Consider the following 20129-nt stretch of genomic DNA (forward strand, 5'->3'; position numbering starts at 1 on the left):
CTATTTTGTTTAAGACGCGAGGTATCGCGTCTTTACATGATTTGCATCGCGTCTCTACATTTATTAAAGTCGCTCGTAAATCCCCGCCACACCTTGGCCACCGCCTACACAGGCAGTTACCATACCGTATTTCTGGTTGCGGCGTTTCATTTCATCGAATAATTGAATGGACAATTTAGCGCCTGAACACCCCAGTGGGTGTCCTAAGGCAATCGCTCCGCCGTTTACATTCACGATATTTGGATCAATTCCCAAGGTTTTGATTACGGCCAAAGATTGCGCCGCAAAGGCCTCATTCAATTCGATTTGTTGGATATCATTCAGTTTCAATCCCGCTTTTTTCAAAGCTAATGGAATCGCTTCCACTGGACCGATTCCCATCAAACTTGGCTCCACACCAGCAGTCGCATACGTGACCATACGCGCGATAGGTTCCAATTTGTGTTGCTTTACAAAGGCTTCGGAAACAACTAAAACAAAGGCTGCTCCGTCGGAAGTTTGCGAGGCATTTCCTGCCGTCACCGTTCCGCCCATCGCGAAAACAGGCTTCAATTTCCCTAATGCCTCAATCGTTGTATCAGCACGAGGCCCCTCATCTTTCGAGACGGTCCACGTTCTTGTTTGCTTCTTACCCGTTGCCGCATCGAAATAATTTTCAGATACGTTGATGGGTACAATCGAAGCATCAAAATGACCAGCAGCTTGCGCAGCTAATGCTTTTTGGTGAGATGCCAATGCAAAAGCATCTTGGTCATCACGTGTAACTTCATATTTCTTCGCAACCTCTTCGGCCGTTAAGCCCATCCCTATGTAATAATCGGGATGCTCAGATGCGATATTGTAATTCAAAACAGTTTTATGTCCCATCATCGGTAACATGCTCATGGATTCAGTTCCACCTGCAATGATGCAATCCGCAATGCCGGCAGCAACTTTGGAAGAAGCTAAAGCGATGGCTTCCAAACCTGATCCGCAGTAGCGGTTGATGATGAAACCGGGTACACTCTTTGGCAGTGACAAAAGAGAAATGTAACGCGCCATCTGCATGCCTTGTTCCGCTTCCGGAATTGCGTTTCCCACGATTAAATCTTCCACGAGCACCGGGTCCACCGAAGGAACTTGCGCCATTAAATGTTTGATCACCTCTGCCGCCAAATCATCTGGTCGCATGGTTCTAAATCCACCCTTGTTTGCTTTTGCCACCGCCGTGCGGTAACCTGCTATGATATATGCGTTCATGATTAATTTCTTAAAGGTTTACCTCCATTTAATAAGCTACTGATTCGTTCCAATGTTTTGCGTTCGCCAGAAAGCGATAAGAATGCCTCGCGCTCTAGGTCGATTAGGTATTCTTCGGTTACCATTTGTGGCATATCTAAATCCCCTCCACAAATTGCGTAAGCTAGTTTATTTGCAATTAAGGCATCGTGTTCGGAGATGTATTTACCCATCAACATGCCTTGGATTCCTGCTTTAAATAAGGCCAAACCTTGTTTTCCTTCCACCCACACATCACTACGTGGTTGCTGCTGAACATAGCCTGCTTCCGCCAAAGCAATAGCCTCTTTTTTGGCTTCTGAAATCAATTGGCTGCGATTTAAAACGATGCGATCTTCCTTGCGTAAGTAGTTCATTTCCAAGGCTTCATATGCCGATGTACTCACGCGCGCCGTCGCAATGTTCATGAAGGCTTCTTGTAAACGGTTCAGTTCCACATCGCCTTTCCGACGGGCATCGCCCATACGTAAAGCCATTTCTTTGGTCCCACCACCGGCTGGAATTAAGCCAACGCCCACTTCAACTAACCCCATGTACAATTCTGCATGGGCAACAATTTTATCCGCATGTAAGTTGATTTCCGTTCCTCCACCTAACGCAAGTGTATGCGGTGCAACAACCACCGGAATAGATGAGTAGCGAACGCGCATCATGGTTTTTTGGAAGATGGCAATCATTTGATTGACTTCATCAAATTCTTGTTGGGCCGCATACATAAACAACATGCCCAAATTCGCTCCCGCAGAGAAGGCCTCAACGCCCTCGTTGCCAATCACCAAACCGCGGTAATCTTTCTCCGCTAGGTCTAATGCTTTTTGGATACCTTCCAAAACTCCTTGCCCCATCGTATTCATCTTCGAATGGAATTCTAAGTTGATGATGCCATCACCAATATCGATGATACTCGCATCGTCGTTTTTGAAGATGGTTTTGGTTGGTTTTAAAATTTGCAGATTAATCTGCTTTTCAGCACCTGGAATCGCTAGGTATTTTTTAGTATGAATGTCATAGTACTGACGCTCGCCATTATCCGCTCGGTAAAAACTGGTATGACCCGCCTGCACCATCTCGGTCACCCAAGCGGCTGGTTGGTGACCTTCTGCAGCCATGAGATCGATTCCGGCTTGAACGCCGATCGCATCCCAGGTTTCGAAAATACCCATTTCCCAACCGAAACCTGCGCAGATTGCTTGGTCAATTTTAACAAAATCATCCGCGATTTCAGGGACACGCATCGAAGCGTAACGGAAGCCATCTAAGAATGTCTTGCGGTAAAATTCTCCCGCTAAATCTTTTCCTGCTAATAAAACCGTAAAGCGATCAGCCAATTTGTCGATGGCTTTCGTGCGCTCCAAGGTTTCAAACGAAACCTTTTGCGACGGTCGGTATTCAAATGTTTGTAAGTCCAAACTTAAGATGACCGTTTTGCCGCCTTCTTTGGTCTTCTTATAAAATCCTTGACCGGTTTTATCGCCGAGCCATTTATTATCCATTAATTTTTGAAGCATATTGGGCAATTCGAAAATCGACTTGCTTTCATCGTTTGTCAATGCTTGCTTCAAGTTATTCGCTACGTGAACCGTAGTATCTAAACCCACGACATCCGATAAACGGAAGGTCCCAGATTTCGGTCGGCCTACGACTTTCGAGGTCAATTTATCTACCTGCTCCACCGTTAAACCCAATTCCTCTACCACTTTCATCGTTTGCATCATCGAATAAACTCCGATGCGGTTGGCAATAAAGGCGGGGGTATCTTTACACAAAACGGTGGTTTTGCCCAATTGGGTTTCGCCGAATTGCATGAGGAAATCGATGATTTTGGGATCTGTTTTGGGGGTTGGGATAATTTCCAACAAGCGTAAGTAACGTGGCGGATTGAAAAAGTGTGTCCCACAAAAGTGGTTTTGGAAATCATCTGAACGTCCTTCAGCCATCAAGTGAATGGGGATGCCGGACGTGTTCGATGTGATTAGTGTTCCTGGTTTACGGAATTGCTCGACGCGTTCATAAAGCGATTTTTTGATCGCTAAATTTTCCACAACGACCTCCATAATCCAGTCGGCCTGCGCAATCTCCGATAAGTTATCATCGAAGTTGCCCAGTTTGATGTTTTTGGCAAAGCCGCTGCTGTAAAGCGATGCGGGCTTTGCCTGTATAGTTTGTTGAAATGCCGTATTGACAATCCGATTTTTCACGGATGGGTGCTCCAGGCTAAGGCCTTTTGCTTGTTCCTCTGGGTTCAGTTCTTTGGGAGCGATGTCCAAAAGCAGTACTTGAACGCCAATGTTTGCGAAATGACAGGCAATGCGAGAGCCCATGATTCCTGAGCCAAGGATGGCTACGCGTTTAATGGAACGATTCATGTTAACAAGTTTGAGATTGAATTGATGTGCGCGTATGGGGTATTTGAATTCCGTATCGAGCAACGCAGTAAATATAAAGAAAAAACAAAATGTTATGCAAGCATACTAATTAAATTATCAATAAAAATCCCTCTGAATTACTCCAGAGGGATTAAATATTACAAAAACTTAATTTGATTCTACGTAACTCGAAATTGGTTCACATGCGCAAACCAAGTTTCGGTCGCCATATGCTGAGTCAATACGCGAAACAGTTGGCCAGAATTTATTAGCTCTTACATACGGAAGTGGGAATACAGCCTCTTCACGTGTGTAAACTTTATCCCATTCAGCAGTCAAAACACGTGTTTGAGTATGTGGTGCGTTTTTGAGTAAGTTGTTTGTCTTCTCTACACGACCTTCTTCGATCGCACGAATTTCAGCACGGATACTTAATAAAGCATCGCAGAAGCGATCTAATTCTTCCTTGCTTTCAGATTCTGTTGGCTCAATCATCAACGTACCTGCTACCGGGAAAGATAGGGTAGGTGCATGGAAACCGTAATCCATCAAGCGTTTCGCGATGTCCTCTGCTTCAACGGCAGCGGAGATTTTGAATGGCCGACAATCCACAATCATTTCATGCGCACAACGTCCTTGCGAACCTGTATAGAGAATTGGGAATTCTTTTTCCAAACGCGATTTGATGTAATTCGCATTTAAAATAGCCGTCATCGTGGCCATCGTTAATCCTTCGCCGCCCATCATCGCAATGTATGCGTATGAGATGGCTAAGATAGAAGCTGAACCAACCGGTGCTGCAGAAACTGCGCCATGTGCCGGTGCTTCGACCGAATCCGTAATCACGTGACCGGGTAAGAATGGAACCAATTGTGGTGCCACGCCGATAGGTCCCATACCTGGACCGCCACCTCCGTGTGGAATACAGAAGGTTTTATGAAGGTTCAAGTGACATACGTCGGCGCCAATGCGTGCCGGCGATGTTAATCCTACCTGCGCGTTCATGTTCGCTCCATCCATATATACTTGACCACCAAACTCGTGAATCATTTGGCAAATATCAATGACGCTTTCTTCGAATACGCCGTGCGTACTTGGATAGGTAATCATCAAGCATGCCAAATTATCTTTATGCTCCTCGGCTTTGGCGCGCAATTCAGCTACGTCAATATTTCCATTGGCATCGCACGGAGTCACGATTACTTTCATGCCAGCCATTACAGCCGAAGCAGGATTTGTTCCGTGTGCAGAAGAAGGAATAAGCGCGATGTTGCGGTGTGAATCTCCACGCGACGCATGGTACGCACGAATCACCATCAAACCTGCGTATTCGCCTTGCGCACCTGAATTAGGTTGCATGGACATCGCCGCAAATCCAGTGATTTCACATAACCACTTACTTAATTCCGTGATCATTTGTTGGTACCCACGCGTCTGGAAGCCCGGAGCAAATGGGTGCATTTTGCCCAATTCTGGCCAGGTTACCGGAATCATTTCGGTTGTTGCATTCAATTTCATGGTACATGATCCCAAGGAAATCATGGAGTGAACCATCGATAAATCTTTGGATTCAAGCGACTTCAAATAACGCAACATACCGTGCTCGGAATGGTAGCGATTGAAGACCTCATGCGACATGAAGCTGGACGTACGAGTTAGAGTTGCTGGGATGTTCCATGCGACGGTCAACTCATCTCCGAGGATTCGTTGGCCTTGTGCCCGTTGGAAAAATGCCAAAATCTCAATCACGTCATCTTCCGAAGTCGTCTCATCTAGCGCAATGCTAAGCTTGCCTGCATCGTTTCTATAGTATCTGAAATTGCGCTCAGATTCCTCCGCGTATTCGCGAATTTCTTCCGTTTGTTCGCCGGTTAAAACAGTAAGCGTATCAAAGTGCTGGGTGTTTTCTAAGGTGTAGCCTAGTTTTTTCAAACCAGCGGCTAGCAATTCAGTTAGACCATAAACACGAGAAGCGATTTTCTTCAATCCTTCAGGTCCGTGGTAAATCGAATAAGCTGCTGCCATAATGGACAACAATACTTGTGCGGTACAGATATTGGACGTTGCTTTTTCTCTTCTAATATGTTGCTCGCGTGTTTGCAAAGCCATACGAAGTGCACGATTTCCTTCGGTGTCTACGGAAACCCCGATGATACGTCCTGGAATGCTACGCTTGTATTTTTCTTTTGTTGCAAAGAAGGCAGCATGTGGGCCACCGAATCCCATCGGTACACCAAAACGCTGTGAACTTCCTACCACAACATCCGCTCCCCATTCACCTGGAGGCGTCAATAATGTCAAAGCGAGTAAGTCGGCAGCAACTACAATTTGAATATGTTGTTCTTTGGCAGCGCTGACAAAATCTTTGTAATCAAATACCTCACCGTTTGCGGCTGGGTATTGTAAAACGATGCCGTAATATTTCGGATCGGTTAGGTCAATTTTGGTATGGTCACCTACTTCGATTTCAATGCCAATTGGCTCTGCGCGGGTCATCAATAAATCGATGGTTTGTGGCAGGCAAAGTGATGAAACGAAAAGGGTTTCTGCATTTCCACGTTCTATCGGGCGCTGGCCATATAACATAGTCATGGCTTCTGCGGCAGCAGTTCCTTCATCTAAGAGGGACGCGTTCGCTAATTCCATGCCGGTTAGGTCGATGATCATGGTTTGGTAGTTCAACAACATTTCCAAACGACCTTGTGCAATTTCCGCTTGATAAGGTGTGTAGGCCGTGTACCAAGATGGATTTTCCAAAATATTGCGCAAAATAACCGTAGGTGTAAATGTGTCGTAATACCCTAAGCCGATATGGCTTTTGAAGATTTTATTTTGACCCATGACTTGTTTGAAATCGCGCAGGAATTCAAATTCAGTTTTCGGAGCAGGTAGGCGAAGGCCTTGTGCCAAACGAATTTTTTCGGGTACAGTTTGATTGATGAGTGTGTTTAAATCAGCTACGCCGATTTCTTTTAACATAGCTGCTACATCGGTCGGCTCAACATTGTTGTGACGCAATGAAAAGTCTTCCCGATACTTGAAATTTGGGGTCATAAAATTTCGTCTGAATTTGGGTTGAAAAGCGCCACAAAAGTAATGTTTTTTTAGCGATTTATTTTTGATTCCGTAACTTCGCTTTCTTATAATTTGTTTCAATCGATGAAAAAATCTACAAACTATGTTTTAGCGCTCATTCTGTCCGCTAATTTAATTTCATTGGGTGCATTTGCTCAATCAAATCCGGTGCCCTATGCCTTGACAATTAAGGCAGAAGATCTGAAAAAGCACCTGACATTTATTGCATCCGATAGCCTGAAAGGGCGGAATACGGGATCGCCAGAACAGAAGGTGGCTGCGAATTACATTGCGGATCATTTTAAGAAATCGGGATTAGCTCCTGTAAACGGTTCTTACTTTCAAAAAGTAGATTTGGTGAATCGATCGTGGACGAAGGTTGCCTTAGCTATCAAGGGGAAATCATACGATTATTTGGGACACTTTATGGCGAGTGCTTTGGTACCAGTAGCTGCGAATTCGAAAGTGCAGGTGGTCTTTGCTGGATTTGGAATTCAGCAGGCGGGCTTTACGGATTTTGCTAAATTAAATGCCAAAGGAAAATATGTTCTGGCATTTGAAGGAGAGGCGAAAGACGAAGCGGGTAATTATGTTTTATCAGGAACCAAAGATCCGTCTGTTTTTGGTAAAGGGGATGGATGGAAAGAGAAATTAAAGCGTTCGCAGGCTGTGGGTGCGACGGGATTGATTTTGATTTCGGATAAATCGGAGAAAGACTTTGGTAATCAATTGCGTCAGCGTCAGGTGATGATGAAGCGTTTTGGTAATGAGCGTATGGTTTTTGCGGATGAGGCTGCTTCGCCAAACGAGGCACCAGTCTTATTGATTTCATCTGCCATGGCAGCGGAAATTTTAGGCACGAGCGAAGAGCAGCTATTGGCCTATAAAGCATCTGTTGCTGCTGCTAAAAAATCGATTGCGCCTACGTATAAGTCGGCACCCATCAACTTAACCATTGAGCGTACGGAAAAACCAGTTGACACTTACAATGTGGTTGGCTATTTAGAGGGAACGGACAAGAAAGAGGAGTTGGTGATATTAACCGCTCATTATGATCACATTGGTATTTCGGCTGATGGCCAAATCAATAATGGTGCGAATGATGATGGTTCGGGAACGGTGACGATTATGGAATTAGCGGAGGCGTTTGGAAAGGCGGCTGCAGAAGGTAAAAAACCGCGCCGGAGTATCTTATTTATGACTGTGACAGGTGAGGAGAAAGGTTTGTTGGGTTCTGAGTATTATTCCAAGCATCCATTGTTTCCATTGGCAAATACGGTGGTTGACCTTAACACCGACATGACCGGACGATACGATGACGAGCACATGGGTAAGCCGGATTATATTTATGAGATTGGATCTGATAAATTGTCTTCGTCGTTGCGTGAGATTTTAATTGACCAGAACAAGAAGCACGTAGGTTTGGAATTAGATTTCCGTTTTAATGATCCGAATGATCCGAACCGTTTTTACTACCGTTCAGACCACTATAATTTTGCTAAGCATGGTATTCCTGTCGCGTTTTTCTTTAACGGGGTTCATGATGATTATCACCAGCCGGGTGATGATGTGGAAAAAATCGAATTTGATCAGGTACAAAAAGTGGGTCGTTTGGTGTTTTACATGGCGTGGGAGATTTCAAATCGCGAGGAGCGTTTGAAGGTGGATTCGAATAAGCCATAAGCATCTAGACGCTAGTCGTCGGACATTAGACGTTAGAGGGCCCCAAGCGATGCTTGGGGCTTTTTTCTTTGTAGAGACGCGATACTTCGCGTCTATTTGTGTTAAGACGCGAGGTATCGCGTCTTAACCTTTTTCTTGGCGCGAAACTGTGGGCTTTTTTCTTTGGCAAACCTCAAAGGATTGCCAAAGTTTGAGGCGTATTTACGCCGATTCCTAGCGTCTAATCTGTATAGCTTTTATTTTCTCCTCAAAAACATGCTGACTCACCTTCGATTGTTGAATGAACTCATTGTCATTCAAATCTCCAATCACCGCTTCGAGTTCTTGGGCATTGCCAAACATGGCCAGGCGGAATGGATCCTGATAATCTTTTTCGCGTGATTTTTCGATTCCTGCAGTTAAGAAACGTGCGGTTTCTACGGCTTTATTTAGCCAGGCTGGAATGTTGGCCATGGCCTCTGGATCAACTTTCAATAAGCCATTTAACGCATTTTCAAATTTTTGATCTGGGTATACCTTGGCCTGTGTTTCGTAGAAGTCATGAACTTGAGACCAGCGCGTGATTTGACTGTTTTTGATGCTGTTTTTGAGTTCGAGTACCGCCCCGGAAGGAATCAACTGTCCCCCTAGGTTGTCCCAGGTTTGAATGGCTGTTGCTTTTTCCATGGTCTTGTGAAGTAAATCGAGCGGTTTTTGGCTTGGATTACGGTCACATGTGGCGACCCATTCTTTGGCTGCATGGTAATGTAATAAATCGCCAAAAATCTGGTATGCCCGATACACTTTAGCTACGCGCGTTTTCCGTTTGGTATTTTCAATTCCGGTGGCCCAAACAGCTAGATTCTCATACTCGTTGGCAGGATTTGCCAACCAAGCTTTTCCCGCTGCTGCATCTTTCCCGATGGCATCACCGACCCACTGGCAAAATAATTCTCTTGCTTGTAAGATTTCACTGACGGTATCTGGTGCCAAATAATCAAACTCTAGCAACATATTTTTTTCTACCCGCTGATCCCGCGCAGCAAATTTCCACGCATTGCGGGCAATCGCATACATGTTGTATTGAAACCAATATCCAGCAATGATCAATAAGCCGCCCGTTTGATCGTCATTTCCCAATAATGAAAATGGTATAGGATTGTGGATTTCGGCCGGATAATTGCCTTTGGAAATCAGGTTAAAGGACGCAAATTTGGAATTATGTTTCAAGGCAACTGAAAGGCCTGGCCAAAATCCACGACCTGTCTGCAACTCACCATCTGCTCCGCGTGAATTGTGGTTTGACCCTAAAGTAGCTCCGGCGGCCATATTGCTTTGGCCTTTAATGATGGACGCACACAGAAATGAATTATTGTGATGTTGCTCGTGTGCTGGAAAAATTAAGGAATTAAGCACCTCGCAGCAGGAAATGGTCGAGTTGCTTCCCAAAAATGAGTTGATCAATCGTGCCCCATATTTGAGTTGGGAATGCGCTTCCAAAATAAATCGCACGGCTTTGACGCCGTAAAATATCCGACAGCCTTCATGGATGATACCATTGACGATTTCGCAGCCTTCGCCGATTTGCGTGGAGGCGTGTGGATAAGAAATGATGGTCAAATTTTTGAGTTTATTCGCGCCCTTAATGTAGGCGTCCGAACCCATATTGACATCCTTTATGATGCCTGTATTTTTAATTATGGTGCGATCTCCAATTTGCCCATAAAACCCTCTTTCTGATGAGAATTCAGCTTTGGTCAAGTTTAAATATCCTGCTAGAAGTTCCTTATCTTCTCGATCTTGCGTCCAAAGAAATGCGTCAGCAGGTCGCATCCCGATAAATGGAACGACTTTTCGGCCACCATTTTCGTTGCCTAATTCAAGCCAAATCCGAATGCGTTCTTCTTCTCCATCTTTGACAATTCCATTTCCGAATTTGGCTGTGGGGGTGGTAGCGAGTTCATTGACCTGCAAAATCATGACCTCATTCCCTATTTGGTAGTGGGAGAGGAGATTGACCCGATCTATGGCCACATTATCGCCAAAATCACTCGAAATAATCGTGGAATTATATAGGCCCACCGGCATGCGGAGGTTCTTGAATTCGAGGTAGCAAGACTCTAATTTTCCAATGCGCACAATGCCAAAAAACCGGCAATTTTTAACCAAATAGGGGTTGAATCCGTCTTTTACCCAAAGATCTTTCCAGTTTTCGGCCTCATTTAAATTGGCCTCTAGAATACTTATTTCGCGTGCTTGAAGTTGGCGATAAAGACTTTGATTTATGTGGGTATTTCGGTGTTTGAATTCGGTTTCATTTGCTTTTAGGAAGTTTTCTGTCACGAAATCAAAGCCCAATTGCGCTAGTGGTTTTTTATCTATTCGATTCATTGCTCGTAAAATTCTATAGGGAGATCGTCGGGATCAGCTATAAAAGTAAAGCGTTTTCCTGTAAATTCATCGATTCTGATGGGTTCAGAAGTAATATTTTGCCGATTTAATGAGGCAACGGTTGCGTCTAAATCGTCAACTGAAAAGGCAAGATGCCTAAGTCCTGCGGCTTCTGGACGTGAGGTCCTGGCCGGTGGGTTGGGGAATGAAAACAACTCGATTTGATATAAGCCATTGACTTCCAGGTCCAATTTGTAGGAATCCCGTGCTTCGCGGTACACTTCGCGGACGATGGTGAAGCCCAGTTTTTCAGTGTAAAATTGTTTGGATACTGCGTAATTTGAGCAGATAATTGCGATGTGGTGAATTCCTAAAATCATATCTTTTCTCTTAGCTTTGCCAATCCTCCAAGGTTTGGCAAAGCTAGGGGGGAAATGTGAGATTTTTACGTGTTTTTGTAAATTATCAGTTTGTAGATGCGACGGCGATTTTTGAATCTGCTGTTCCGTAGTATAAAAACCATTTACCATTAAAGTGAACGAGTCCTTCGACGAAACAAACCTCATTTACTTCGCCAACTCGCTCATAATCTTTGTTGGGCCAAATAAAAGCTTGATTCGTCCTGTTACTTAATTTATACGGTTTTCGGGTATCAAAAAGTGCTTGACCGGCGGCATAGGTGAATTTTGGGAATTTGGTTTCGTTAAAATTCGCTGCATTGCTGGCATTATAAATCAATAAAATTCCTTCAGGTCTTATGAGGGCGTAAGGTCCAGGCTCTACTAAGCGAGAATCGAAATAGCCCATGCGTGGATGTAAGACTGATATTTTTATTTGGCTTTCTGCGTTCTCACAAACTTCCCATACTCGTAGGTCGGTGGATTTAGCTAGAAACAAATCGGTATCTCCAAAATACATCCAATAAAAGCCATCGATTTTTTGGGCGATGATGCGGCTATTGATTTCTTTACCAACGATTGCGCCAGATTTTGACCAAAGATTTATGTATTTTGGGCTATTCAACATGGGCCCTTGTTTTTCCCAGGTCAACAAATCTCGCGAGATGGCAGAGCAAAGTCGGGCCGTTTTTCCATCGTAGGAAGTGTAGGTCATCAAATAGTTTCCATCTTCTGTTTCAATTACGCGGGGATCCTCGATTCCGCCGGGCCATTCATATTTTTGAAAAGCGTCATTTGTGGGAAAGAGGATGGGTTTTGGATTTTTGACAAAATGAATGCCATCTGTTGAAATGGCTAGGCCAATGCGCGAAGTACCGAGTGAATCTTGCGCGCGATACAACATATGAACTTTACCGTCGCGCACTAAGGCCGTTGGATTTAGGACATTTTTATTTTCCCAGCCAACGGATTTTTGCTGAATCGGACACATGAAGCGCGCGTTAATATCCGGTTTCATGATCGGATTTACAGCATCTAATTTTTTAAATCCGGTAAGTTCCCAATTGGTTTTCTGCGCTAAACTTAGGAATGGGAAAAGCAGAAATAATGCGAGTATTTTTTTCATGTTGGTCTCTTAGCTTTGGCAATCCTCCAAGGTTTGCCAAAGCTACATGGAGGAAATTAATTTTCAATCTTTTATTCAAAAACTAACTACAAAAATCAGTTTACTTATGCACTAAATGATAGGAATGTAAAATAAACGTTTCAATTTGTTTACGCGACAGCTCCGGTCCCACCACAATCGTATTCCAATGTTTTTTATTCATGTGAAAACCAGGAAGGACTGCAAGCGGGAATTCCTCACGTAATTGAATGGCAAGTTCCGGATTGCATTTGACATTGAAACGAATAGGGGAGTCTTCTAGGCCAACCAGCAAAAACATTTTCCCTTTTGTTTTATATACAACGTGTTCAGGGCCAAATGGTTGTGTCTCTTCTACATCCGGAAGGCTCAAACAAAATTCGACTAGTTCATCCAGATACATCCTTGTTATTTATTTGAATTTTTTACGTAAGTTAGACAAGAAAAATAAATAGATCCCATGATGAATCGCCGTAATTTTTTGTCTTCAGCCGCGTTAACTACCGCCGCTCCCTTGGTTGCACCTCTTCAAACTGCAGTCGTAAAGCCAAATCCTAAAATCAAGTTAAGTGTTTCTTCCTATTCCTATTGGCATTTTAAAGGAGATAAATTCCCAATTCAACGCGTGATTGATGAAGCGGCGAAAATGGGGTTGGATGGGATTGATGTATTGCACCGACAAATGGAAAGTGAGGACAATGCATACCTACAGGACATTAAAAAACATGCATTTTTGAATGGCATCGCGCTGACTTGTTTGTCGATTCATCAAGGATTTGTAACGCCAGACAAAGCGGAATTGCAAAAGCATGTAGATCATACGAATCATTGCATTGAGCTTGCCTACAAAATGGGTATTCCATGTTTGCGATTGAATACGGGTCGCTGGAATACCATCAAAAGTTTTGACGAATTAATGGCTAATCGTGGGATTGAACCTATTTTGCCAGGATATACGGAGGATGATGGATATAAATGGTGTGTGGATGGAATCCAACAATGCTTGAAAAAAGCGGAGGAATGTGGCGTATTATTGGCTCTTGAAAATCACTGGGGCTTGGGTTCGACACCTGAAGGTATGTTGCGCATTCATGATACAGTGAATTCACCCTGGTTAGGTCTCCTCATGGATACGGGTAATTTCCTTGAAAATCCCTACAATAAGCTAGAAAAAATCGTTTCTAAAACGAGTTTTGTACAAGCCAAAACATATTACGGTGGCGGTGAATGGTATAGCCTCGATTTAGATTATCAGCGCATAATCGCGATGCTAAAAAAAGCGAATTACCAAGGCTACATTTCTATTGAGTTCGAAGGCAAAGAACCTGGGACTGTTGGCGTTCAGAAAAGTGTCGATTTACTACGTAAGTACCTTTAGGAGTTTACCCGGTACTTTCCGAAAATAACCTCTATAGAGCCCTTTTGGGTGCTTTTCCCGTCGTCTACCTGTCGGCTTGTGCGATTAATATCCGTAGCCACGCCTTTCGGAATTTTGAATTTCTTTACGTCGATGGTTAATTTCATGCGTGCAGGCAAACCCCGCGATTTTTCAGTTGTGTATTCAAATTCGCTTAGGATGGTTCCATTTGACCGACTGGTAATCAATGATTTTAAAATGACCATGGATTGGGTGTCTACCCAAATTTTGGCTAGGACCAAGTCCCCTTCATTTGCAATTGGTAGCAAGGTGATAATTTGAGCGCGAATTCCTTGCATAAGCTCATTGCCAGATGCGATTGCCGTAAATTGATTCGGTTGGGTAAAAAGTAAAGGCAATTCAGAGAAACCATTTTTGGGTAGGATGGAAATGCCGGCCGACTTGATTTTGTAGGTGTTCGGGTAGGTGAATTGTACGTTTGCTTTGACAGGTAAAATCTTGATCAAGGGGATATTTGGCTTTATTTGAGCCTGCACTTCATAATGATGTACTTGTTTGAATTTTTGAGTCAAACGCGCAAAAAGCTCGTCGGCTTGTTGGGCCGAAGCGAAAAACGGAAAACATATTAAGAGCCAATATTTCATTATACAGTGATGTCTTTGCGGTGAAAAGTAATGACAGAAAGGCCAATAAATAAGGCGTTATGTGCCACGAGGATTCCGATAGATTCTTTGATCTGTTGCCACGGAATTGGGTCCTCAAAAAAGGAACGCCAAGCAGCCATGTGGGTCGTAAATAATAGCGGGCGAATCGTGTCGAAAACGGGCACATCCAAGGTGCCAATAATCGTAAATAATAGAATAATGGCCATCGTACTTACGATGGGGCCGATGGAATTATCGGAGAAGCAGGATAAGCAAATGGATAAGGAGCTAATGGTCAACAAGGCTAAAAATGCGACACAAAATGCCCCAGCGTATCGCCACATAACGTCACCTTCTTGAAGAATAACGAGCCCATCGGAATTCAATACCATTAAATCTCCTGGTCCGAATAAAAATCGACCAATCCCAACCGCCATAAAGCCTAACCACAGAACGATCAAAAACGTATAGATACCACCGGCTAGGAATTTGGACATGAGGAGTTGGGTCCGTGTAATCGGTTTGGTCATGAGCATGCGCAAGGTTCCCATGGCAGCTTCTCCTGAAATGAGGTCGCCGGTGACTAGAGCGACTAGCAGTGGAATGTGCACAATAAGCATCTGTAGGATGATAAATGCCACTAAATTGCCGTTGAGTACCTTGCCTTCAAAGCGTAGTGTTTGTTCAAAAGAGGCCGTGACGAATGAAATCATTGACATGCCATCTGCCATCAATGCAAATAAAATAATGCCTACCAGACCCGTAATTGCCGCAAGTCCTAAATAACTGCGGGGTTTCAGCGCGATTTTGATCAACTCGTTTCGGGTGCTATGGAAAAATATCATGAGGCAAGTAAGTTGATAAAGTAATCTTCTAATTTCCGTTTCGATTCAATCGAAAAAATTGGTACGCCGGCTTCGATCAGTTGGCGATTTACCTCTGGAATCAATTCTTTTTGCAAGGTGACCTCGATGGTATCGCTGCCTATTTTTTTCACATGGGCGTGGGGATATTTTTCAAAGATAGCCATGCCTTTGGAGATCGCATCTTCTTGCGTTTGAATCCGAATGATTTGGTCTTCCTCATTTAATAATTCCTTTACGCTTCCTTCTACGACGCTTTTTCCTTGATGAATAATCACCATTCGGTTACAAATAATTTCCACCTCGCTTAGGTTGTGGGATGAAAATACAATGGTTTTTTGTTGCTCGTTTTTCAAGCGTAAAATCAAATTACGCATGTCGATGATCCCTTGCGGATCGAGTCCGGTGGTCGGTTCATCAAGCACAATCAAATCCGGATTGTGCAATAAGGTTTGTGCGATTCCTAAGCGCTGGCGCATTCCGTGGGAAAATCCACCTACTTGATCTTTTTCGCGTCCTTCGAGGCCTACGAATTCGAGCATTTGATAGATTTCTTTTTTAGTGGATGGAGCACCGGAAATGCGTGAAAATAAATCCAGGTTCCGGTAAGCGCTGAGGAATTTATAAAAATCAGGCTTTTCGATGAGGCTACCAACACGCCTTAAAATACGTGTACGATTGGAGGCAAGTGGTAAGCCAAAAAGTGAAATATCACCCGCATCAGGTTGGATGAGCGATAGCATGCAGCGCATGGTGGTACTTTTTCCGGCGCCATTTGGCCCAAGAAATCCATAGACATCTCCGCGATTGACCTGAATATTTACGTCACGGACGGCTTGAAAAGAACCGAAATTTTTAGCTAAATGCTGGATGGAAATAATCGAATCAGACATGGTAGGGTAACACGCTGTGGGGAAAAATTGTTTCTTAATTTATAAATAAGCCCAAGAAAATCGCGTGTGAAATTTGATGCCCGCGACGTTTGTGTTTTTTTCTCCCTTGTGTGTGTAGAAAGTCAAAAGTTCATTTTGAGTGGTCACGCGTTTATTGACAATGACTCCACCTTTCAAGATCTTGTCAATGACCCTGAACTCTTTTTGGGTGCCATCTGCGTAGTAAATCGTGCAATACATGTAAGGAGGCTGAAATAGCAGTCGGCAAAGTTTACCCCAAACACTATATTCTAAATTTGCCACCATGCGATAGGGTGCACTTCTTTGTGGAAGCGGGATGTATTGATCCTGCTTGATTGTTGGCAGCCGAAATACAAAATTTTCCATTCTCCCAGTCGCGTTATTTTTCTGAAGTAACAAAAGCGTATCCTTACCTACCGTAAATTGCTCGTTGACAGTATATCGTTTCAACAATTCAAAATTGACATCTGTATCCGCCCAAAAAGGATTTTGTTCTCTGAATGGCTCTAGTTTAAATAACACAAAATCTGGTGCGGAAGCACTCGCATATTTTCTACCATTTAATTGCATTAGCTGCGCGGTATAGGCAGAATAGGTTTGGATAACAGGTCTTGGATTGTAATTTAACTTGTTGAAGAAAATATACGAAACGTCATTATGAAGTATGTCAACGGTCTGTTGGCCAATTTTAGTTTTAATCCTTTCTGGAAATTGAAGTGGTTTTGCCTCAAAATTTTTGGTGTATTGGTAATCAAAAAGTTTTTCAAAATAGTGGATTGGATTGAAATTTATCTTATGAAAAGTTTTAAAATATCCTTTTATTGTATGTTCTCCTTCACTGTATCTGATGTATTGAGTCGCTAACAAATGAACAAGTAAAACACAAATGAACCCCAAACCAATTTTGGATTTATATTTTTGATCAGAATACAGGAAAAGTAGTCCATTTATCATGGGTAACAGTAAGAAGAAACCAAAAATGTTAGGGTTGGAAATGGCTGTGTGTGCCTGTTTAAAACCTAAAAAGGCGAAAATTGTTACTAAAAGAATTAAATAGATATGGGATTTTAAGGATTTCCGCATGACAAAGAATTGCCAACAAAAAATCAAGAAAATGACAAATTCGATAACCAGTAAAATGAGTAATTCTTTTTTTGAGATTATTATCGTAGACATGCTATCTTGATAACCATCAATTAAGGGAAGCGTATAAATTGTGTAGTTAAGTAAATCGACATATAATAACTTAGAAAGCACAATGATACCAAAGACGAGTAAAATGTTTTGAATCAATATCAATTTCCAAGTAAATTTCTTTGACTTAACTAAGTAGATTGAATTAATGATGAATATAAAAATGACAATGAGGCTGATATTTACTTTTACAAAAAAGAGTAATACTGAAATCAATAACGCAGCCCATATACCAAATGAATTTGAATGATAATAAGAATAAAGGATCCAGAAAATGTAGTAAAAAAAATAAGTAAAGCTCAAATCTGCAAAAAATCCCCAGGGTAAAATTATGATCAAACCTGATATTGCGGCTACATACCAGAATTTGCCTAGTTTTTCAAATAAGATCTTAAGGATGAAAAGTAAATGAGCAATTGATAAAATATCTAGAAATAAAATAGGAAAAATTGAGGTATTGAGTGGAAGAATCCTAAAACTTAAATAGCCTAAAGGACCATACGTGAAGATGAAATCTTGTCCAAAAGTTCGAACTCGCTCAGTGACCATGAGTATAGCCTCAGTCCATCCAGCATCTAATCCTGTAGTTGTGTAATGTACAGGAGATATTAGTGCTATGGCAATGATTGCAAAAACGATTAAGAAAATTTGTTGTTGAAGTTTTTTCGACATAAAGTATTGAACTTTAGTTTATGAAAATATTGCAATAATCTATTCGTTGCTTATTTTTTTAAAAACTTTGTAGCTGGGATCATTTAAGACGAGTCTGTAGTTTTTATCTACATATTTTTGGAGTAACGTTTTGCGTGATGCATTAATAATATTCCAAGTGTCAACGATAAATAATGGGGGGAATTTGGTAAGATCTTCTATCAACATTTTTTCCTCGCCATCAAACATAGCTTTGTTATTCGTGTCAAATCCATTTTTGTAAAAAAAGAAGTGGGTTTGACGATTCATTATCTTATAATCGTCTTGAAGTAAGTAATACAAAACTTGTGATTGATCCCATCCAATTGATAATAAAGCGGCATTGGGCTCTTTATGTTTTTTTAGCCAGTTGACAATTTTAGTATCTACGACGATCTGTAATGGTTTTCCAAATCTCAAATGTTCCGTCGGTTTGTGCAGAACAATATTTGTTACCAAATTGATTGATTTGAAGAAGTAATCAAAATTGAAAAATGAAAGTAAAAGAATGATAAATAGTGGCTTGAACGCTTTATTTATATACTTTAATTCAAGCAACCCCATATATATATGACTGGCCAAAAGACTTGTTGGCAAAAACAGAAAAACATAATAATGACCATAATCATTCTTGCCAAGAATTATTGTTACAGCGGATACAATAAAAAAACTACCACTGAAACCTATTGGATGATTTAGTAAAGAACTAAACGAAATTCCTATTTTTTTGACATATTGATAGCTGAAAAACAGCCCCCAAAGTATGATAAGAATAACAAATTTGTAATAGGTGTTTATCCGATGAAGAAAATTTAAAGGATTAACAGATTCTTGCCCAAATGCATTATTGGATATGTAATTAAGATTTTCTGAGATATAGACGAAATAGAATTCATCAAAAATTCCATTGAAAATTAAAAATAGAACCCACAAAATTATCGTGGAGAAAAAAGTGAGTAAGGATGTCTTTAAAAAATGATACTGTTTATTATTTAGTAATAAAATCCAAAAATAAAATCCAAAAAATAAGGTTAGTGGTATTGCTTGAAATTTGATGAGTGGCAAACAAAAAAGCAGCAATGAAAAAGTAATTACACCCCTTAAAGTCTTCTTATTTAACATAATATAGCTTAATATGGCAGTGACCACTAAAAGTGGATGCTCCGTATTATAGCTAAATATTCCATCATAAAAAGGGCCGAAAAATGGGAAGTTTTTGCAGCTAACAATTACAGAAAATACAACAACTCCAATATATCCAGCTTGTTTTTTGGTAAGTGAATAAACAATAAAGAATGTTGGTAAGATAAAAACAAAGAAACTAAGTAATCTTAGTTGATAAATCTTAGAAAATGAAGTGATTAACTTAAGTAATGCTAATATATAAATGGCAAAAGGACCTGTTGTATGTGTCTGAAAGCCTAAAAATGGCAATGGGGTATCTAAGCATTTTCTAGCGGCATATAGATATTCGAATTCATCTGGCTCTAAAGAATTCTCTCTAAATGCAATGATTCGTGTTAAGAACATTAACGTAACAAGGGAAGAAAGTGCGAAAAATTCAGTTGTTAATTTTGACCTAAGCCTAGCACCTAGACTGCTATAATCCATAGTAAATTGTTTAGCAATTTTGAAATTATATAATAAATAGACTTATGCCAAATAGTTTTGCCATTTATTCCACGGTAACGAAATAGTTCGTTAGGTTCGATTTTCTTACCCCTCACTACTTTGGGATGGTTTTCTTTGAATAATTGTAAAACGAAGAGAGTTTACTTTTATACCATTTACCTCCATTAGGGGGATACATCTTTTCGTTGTTTAACTTCTCCGAAATCTCACTTAAAGATAGTCCTTCCTTTTCTTTAAGTGATATGATTCGTTCAACTAATTTCATTTTTTTGGAATCTGTTTGGGTTGACTTGTGGGTTACAAGTCCCATTTCAGATTTGATTACTGATTTCCCTTCCTTTATTTGATATTCTTTAAACCCATTTTTATCTACAACACCAGTATAATTTAAACTGTCACCTACAATAGGTAATTTAAACTTAATGTCTAATTGGTGGGATTTCTTCTTTGGGTCATATTTGATGTCAATCTTATTTATGGTATCAAGTAAAAACTCCCTT

At 41.5% G+C, this 20129-nt stretch carries 15 protein-coding genes; 2 read left to right on the plus strand and 13 right to left on the minus strand.

All coding sequences use genetic code 11. From position 1 onward, the window contains the following. Positions 1–63: 63 nt before the first annotated feature. From ACIQ6T_RS05430 to gcvP, 3 genes are all read right to left on the minus strand, one after another. Positions 64–1239 (minus strand): acetyl-CoA C-acyltransferase, encoded by a 1176-nt coding sequence (locus tag ACIQ6T_RS05430; RefSeq protein WP_395784893.1) that lies wholly within the window; start codon positions 1237–1239, stop codon positions 64–66. A gap of 2 nt (positions 1240–1241) precedes the next feature. Next, entirely contained in the window at positions 1242–3644 is a 2403-nt protein-coding gene (locus ACIQ6T_RS05435; RefSeq protein WP_395784894.1) for a 3-hydroxyacyl-CoA dehydrogenase NAD-binding domain-containing protein, read from the minus strand. Positions 3645–3812: 168 nt separating this feature from the next. Next, positions 3813–6698, minus strand: a complete 2886-nt coding sequence (gene gcvP, locus ACIQ6T_RS05440; protein WP_395784895.1) for an aminomethyl-transferring glycine dehydrogenase — start codon at positions 6696–6698, stop codon at positions 3813–3815. A gap of 105 nt (positions 6699–6803) precedes the next feature. Between gcvP and ACIQ6T_RS05445 the strand changes: the two genes are divergently transcribed. Continuing rightward, positions 6804–8402 carry a M28 family peptidase gene (locus ACIQ6T_RS05445; protein ID WP_395784896.1) on the plus strand — a complete coding sequence of 533 codons (1599 nt, stop codon included), beginning with the start codon at positions 6804–6806 and terminating at the stop codon, positions 8400–8402. A gap of 213 nt (positions 8403–8615) precedes the next feature. Here ACIQ6T_RS05445 and ACIQ6T_RS05450 read toward each other — a convergent pair whose 3' ends face one another. From ACIQ6T_RS05450 to ACIQ6T_RS05465, 4 genes are all read right to left on the minus strand, one after another. Next, entirely contained in the window at positions 8616–10772 is a 2157-nt protein-coding gene (locus tag ACIQ6T_RS05450) for a DUF4954 family protein (RefSeq protein ID WP_395784897.1), read from the minus strand. After that, positions 10769–11152 carry a VOC family protein gene (locus ACIQ6T_RS05455; protein ID WP_395784898.1) on the minus strand — a complete coding sequence of 128 codons (384 nt, stop codon included), beginning with the start codon at positions 11150–11152 and terminating at the stop codon, positions 10769–10771. Before ACIQ6T_RS05455 ends, ACIQ6T_RS05450 begins: the two co-directional genes overlap by 4 nt. An 85-nt stretch (positions 11153–11237) precedes the next feature. Next, on the minus strand, positions 11238–12296 hold the full coding sequence (locus ACIQ6T_RS05460) for a glycoside hydrolase family 130 protein (protein ID WP_395784899.1): 1059 nt from the start codon (positions 12294–12296) through the stop codon (positions 11238–11240). 100 nt (positions 12297–12396) lie between these two features. Beyond that, positions 12397–12717, minus strand: coding sequence for an MmcQ/YjbR family DNA-binding protein (locus tag ACIQ6T_RS05465; protein ID WP_395784900.1), 321 nt, complete (start codon positions 12715–12717; stop codon positions 12397–12399). Positions 12718–12774: 57 nt separating this feature from the next. On the opposite strand from ACIQ6T_RS05465, the gene ACIQ6T_RS05470 reads away from it, so the two are divergent. Beyond that, positions 12775–13692: a sugar phosphate isomerase/epimerase family protein gene (locus tag ACIQ6T_RS05470; protein ID WP_395784901.1), complete on the plus strand. Its 918-nt coding sequence runs from the start codon at positions 12775–12777 to the stop codon at positions 13690–13692. Here ACIQ6T_RS05470 and ACIQ6T_RS05475 read toward each other — a convergent pair. From ACIQ6T_RS05475 to ACIQ6T_RS05500, 6 genes are all read right to left on the minus strand, one after another. After that, positions 13689–14336, minus strand: a complete 648-nt coding sequence (locus ACIQ6T_RS05475) for an outer membrane lipoprotein carrier protein LolA (RefSeq protein ID WP_395784902.1) — start codon at positions 14334–14336, stop codon at positions 13689–13691. The two genes, ACIQ6T_RS05470 and ACIQ6T_RS05475, sit on opposite strands and share 4 nt — an antisense overlap. Continuing rightward, on the minus strand, positions 14336–15181 hold the full coding sequence (locus tag ACIQ6T_RS05480) for an ABC transporter permease (RefSeq protein WP_395784903.1): 846 nt from the start codon (positions 15179–15181) through the stop codon (positions 14336–14338). The genes ACIQ6T_RS05475 and ACIQ6T_RS05480 overlap by 1 nt, the downstream gene beginning before the upstream one ends. Further along, positions 15178–16092 carry an ABC transporter ATP-binding protein gene (locus ACIQ6T_RS05485; RefSeq protein WP_395784904.1) on the minus strand — a complete coding sequence of 305 codons (915 nt, stop codon included), beginning with the start codon at positions 16090–16092 and terminating at the stop codon, positions 15178–15180. The genes ACIQ6T_RS05480 and ACIQ6T_RS05485 overlap by 4 nt, the downstream gene beginning before the upstream one ends. A gap of 39 nt (positions 16093–16131) precedes the next feature. Continuing rightward, positions 16132–17979 carry a hypothetical protein gene (locus ACIQ6T_RS05490; protein WP_395784905.1) on the minus strand — a complete coding sequence of 616 codons (1848 nt, stop codon included), beginning with the start codon at positions 17977–17979 and terminating at the stop codon, positions 16132–16134. A 39-nt stretch (positions 17980–18018) separates the two neighbouring features. Next, complete coding sequence (locus tag ACIQ6T_RS05495; RefSeq protein ID WP_395784906.1) at positions 18019–19608, minus strand: hypothetical protein; 1590 nt, start codon at positions 19606–19608, stop codon at positions 18019–18021. A gap of 115 nt (positions 19609–19723) precedes the next feature. Beyond that, a partial coding sequence (locus ACIQ6T_RS05500) for a recombinase family protein (protein WP_395784907.1) occupies positions 19724–20129 on the minus strand: 406 nt, incomplete at its 5' end.

Origin of the sequence: Aquirufa sp., from assembly GCF_044377215.1 — a bacterium.
In the GTDB taxonomy this organism is placed as follows: domain Bacteria; phylum Bacteroidota; class Bacteroidia; order Cytophagales; family Spirosomataceae; genus Aquirufa.

Coding starts and splice junctions, on each gene's coding strand:
- ACIQ6T_RS05430 (WP_395784893.1), bottom strand. CDS start 1,239: ATGAACGCATATATCATAGCAGGTTACCGCACGGCGGTGGCAAAAGCA.
- ACIQ6T_RS05435 (WP_395784894.1), bottom strand. CDS start 3,644: ATGAATCGTTCCATTAAACGCGTAGCCATCCTTGGCTCAGGAATCATG.
- gcvP (WP_395784895.1), bottom strand. CDS start 6,698: ATGACCCCAAATTTCAAGTATCGGGAAGACTTTTCATTGCGTCACAAC.
- ACIQ6T_RS05445 (WP_395784896.1), top strand. CDS start 6,804: ATGAAAAAATCTACAAACTATGTTTTAGCGCTCATTCTGTCCGCTAAT.
- ACIQ6T_RS05450 (WP_395784897.1), bottom strand. CDS start 10,772: ATGAATCGAATAGATAAAAAACCACTAGCGCAATTGGGCTTTGATTTC.
- ACIQ6T_RS05455 (WP_395784898.1), bottom strand. CDS start 11,152: ATGATTTTAGGAATTCACCACATCGCAATTATCTGCTCAAATTACGCA.
- ACIQ6T_RS05460 (WP_395784899.1), bottom strand. CDS start 12,296: ATGAAAAAAATACTCGCATTATTTCTGCTTTTCCCATTCCTAAGTTTA.
- ACIQ6T_RS05465 (WP_395784900.1), bottom strand. CDS start 12,717: ATGTATCTGGATGAACTAGTCGAATTTTGTTTGAGCCTTCCGGATGTA.
- ACIQ6T_RS05470 (WP_395784901.1), top strand. CDS start 12,775: ATGATGAATCGCCGTAATTTTTTGTCTTCAGCCGCGTTAACTACCGCC.
- ACIQ6T_RS05475 (WP_395784902.1), bottom strand. CDS start 14,336: ATGAAATATTGGCTCTTAATATGTTTTCCGTTTTTCGCTTCGGCCCAA.
- ACIQ6T_RS05480 (WP_395784903.1), bottom strand. CDS start 15,181: ATGATATTTTTCCATAGCACCCGAAACGAGTTGATCAAAATCGCGCTG.
- ACIQ6T_RS05485 (WP_395784904.1), bottom strand. CDS start 16,092: ATGTCTGATTCGATTATTTCCATCCAGCATTTAGCTAAAAATTTCGGT.
- ACIQ6T_RS05490 (WP_395784905.1), bottom strand. CDS start 17,979: ATGTCGAAAAAACTTCAACAACAAATTTTCTTAATCGTTTTTGCAATC.
- ACIQ6T_RS05495 (WP_395784906.1), bottom strand. CDS start 19,608: ATGGATTATAGCAGTCTAGGTGCTAGGCTTAGGTCAAAATTAACAACT.